Raw genomic sequence first — 2,441 nt, 5'->3', positions numbered from 1 at the left:
ACTAGACTTAGTTATCACTAAGTCATTAAATCGTGTAGTCTTGCAGACAGCTCAAACCAGTTTTTGCTCACGCAAAAAGGGACTCGCTTATGCGAGTCCCCCCTAAATTATCGCTCATCTTTATCTGATGTTATCGCTCTAATTTCAAATAATAATTCTGCCGACTATAATTCCAAATAGCAATTATAGAGTTGGCTTCTTCTTCATTGTCTGATGGTTCCTCTTCATCAGATGTTTGAATCAAATTCCCATCGTCAGCATCATCCAAATTCAAAAGCTTATGTTTCTCTTTCAATAATCCACCATAGGAAATCATCCGTTTTCGGAATAACCCATGTTCCAAATCCGAGACAATTTCCAAATTTCTTTCATCATCTTCCGTCAGATAATCCGCAGATTTTACCGAGTACTTACTTGTTTCTTTAATCGCAGATTGAATATCCGAATCGCCTTTTTTATTCGGCTTGATGGCTTGGACTTTAACAATCGGTCGATAGTTTATTTTTAATGCCTTTTGCCATAAAACCGTCCAATCCTCATGAGATATGTAATTATCTATTCCTCTAAAATACTTATTTTCCACACACAGTAAAATATGCATATGTTGATTGTATGCCCCTGTTTCTTGGTTTACTGTCACTTCAGTCGAACGCATGAACCCAATCAGATTCTTTTTGACTTTGGCATACATCTTCAGCTTATTAAATGCTTTCGTTAATTCCGACAAACTACTTTTCAGATCATGTCCATCTACCGCATTTCGTGCCGTCAACGTGAGAAACAACCAACGGGCTTTTGGTTTTTCCTTAATCACTTCTTCTACCACTCGCTGCGCTTGATAACTGTTTTTCATCGAACGCCTCCAATTACACACCGGACAGAGTTTTGATTTACAAAACCATGTCTTGAATAATTTGAGATAGCCTTCATCCGTCGGCTTAAATTCCAATACCCGCCCACAGGCACCTACATTACCGGCTTTCTGGAATTTAAGGATTTGTAACAGTTCAGCATAGCTGACATTATCAATTTTCTTTTCTCGCCACGGTCTTTCTTTACCCGATTTCGTAACATCTTTTAAAGCGTGTTCATCTTGATTATTCGTGTTTTCTGTTGTATTATAAAAATGCATATAAAAACCCCCGGTATTAGTTTTTTCTCGACAATTAAACTATAATACTGGGGTTTTACTATGTCAAATTATTTTATACACTCAAAACAGACCTGAACCCTTACATATCAAGGCTTTAAGCCATCTTTAAATCTTTGAGTTATTTCTAATAGTATCAAGATAAGAAGAAACTCGTTTTTAACTCGTTTCTAAAAGCAAAAAGAGATCCTTAAACAGGGTCTCTTTTTTAATTCTCTATTAACACTTTTTTGCATATCTGCAAAAAATATGACATTTATTTATATACCATTGATTAAAAAAATCCTCTAGGTGATAATTACCTTATAATAACAAAGGAGGATTTTTTATGAAAAAATTAATCATTTTCTTAGCAACATTAATGGTTATCAGTAGTATTAGTTTTGAAGTTCTATCTGTTCAGGCTCAGGCTGAAACAATTCATCAAAATAAAAACAACAAAACTACTGAAACAACATCTGAAAATTTAAACTCTGAAACAATTTCTAAAGCAGATCCGTACATAGTCATAGAGAATAATCGTTTTGTAATTAAAAACCAAGCTGCATTAATCAAAGTAGTTGGGACAACAAATTTTAAAGCAATTAAACAAGCAATTAAAACTCAAAATAATTCATTAAACCAAGTCACAGAAAAAGAATTCAATGAAACAGCCACTATTAATAACAACGTAATAACATTTAACAATAAATCTAATAATGAAATACAAACAAAAACTATAACCACTATGTCAGCAGGAATAAATGCCATAAGAGGATATTGGTGGGGATATAGAGCATATCTAAATGATAATTTAACAAGAACTACAGCCCAAGCTTTAGCTGGAGGCGCAGGTGTATCCACCTTAGTTGCTATCTGGTCTCCATGGTTTTCAGCACCAACAGCAATAGTAAAAGCTTTAGCTGCTAGCGCAACATTAGTACTAGGTGGAAGTTCTGCTCTTCTATACAATAATAACAACGGAAGTGGCGTATATTTTAGATTTACAGGAAGACCTCCTGTAACACCAATTTTCACTGGAGTATTTCCCCAATAAAACAATAAAACGAGTGCTATACATTAGCACTCGTTTTATTGTTTTTTACTGTTACATACATAATTGGTATCATAGCCATTATATAAACAAAAGAATTACTCCACCCATATATAAAATCAGTAATGAAAAAGAATATTACAATACCAGTAATATATAAACGTAATACATAATGCATTTTATCATCAACATTTTCCTTTTCACCATTATCAATTAAGAAAAATGCAAAAAGAACAAACGCTAATAATATAAAAAAGG

The 2,441-nt window shown here is 33.4% G+C and carries 3 protein-coding genes; 1 reads left to right on the top strand and 2 read right to left on the bottom strand.

Annotation, left to right across the window (positions count from 1 at the left end):
* Nucleotides 1–130 precede the first annotated feature (130 nt).
* On the bottom strand, nt 131–1,132 hold the full coding sequence (locus tag ABD734_RS07815) for a protein rep (protein ID WP_344703138.1): 1,002 nt from the start codon (nt 1,130–1,132) through the stop codon (nt 131–133).
* A 346-nt stretch (nt 1,133–1,478) separates the two neighbouring features.
* Between ABD734_RS07815 and ABD734_RS07810 the strand changes: the two genes are divergently transcribed.
* Complete coding sequence (locus ABD734_RS07810; RefSeq protein WP_344703136.1) at nt 1,479–2,186, top strand: hypothetical protein; 708 nt, start codon at nt 1,479–1,481, stop codon at nt 2,184–2,186.
* Between the two features lie 16 nt (nt 2,187–2,202).
* Here ABD734_RS07810 and ABD734_RS07805 read toward each other — a convergent pair.
* On the bottom strand, nt 2,203–2,441 hold a 239-nt coding region (locus ABD734_RS07805; protein ID WP_344703134.1), incomplete at its 5' end, for a hypothetical protein.

The organism is Salinicoccus jeotgali (assembly GCF_039538805.1).
Taxonomy (GTDB): domain Bacteria; phylum Bacillota; class Bacilli; order Staphylococcales; family Salinicoccaceae; genus Salinicoccus; species Salinicoccus jeotgali.
Note: the sequence above shows the minus strand (reverse complement) of the source record. Positions and strands in the feature narration are given on the sequence as shown.

What these genes read in the sequence shown, in the direction of transcription:
- ABD734_RS07815 (WP_344703138.1), bottom strand. Translation starts at nt 1,132, where the DNA reads ATGCATTTTTATAATACAACAGAAAACACGAATAATCAAGATGAACAC.
- ABD734_RS07810 (WP_344703136.1), top strand. Translation starts at nt 1,479, where the DNA reads ATGAAAAAATTAATCATTTTCTTAGCAACATTAATGGTTATCAGTAGT.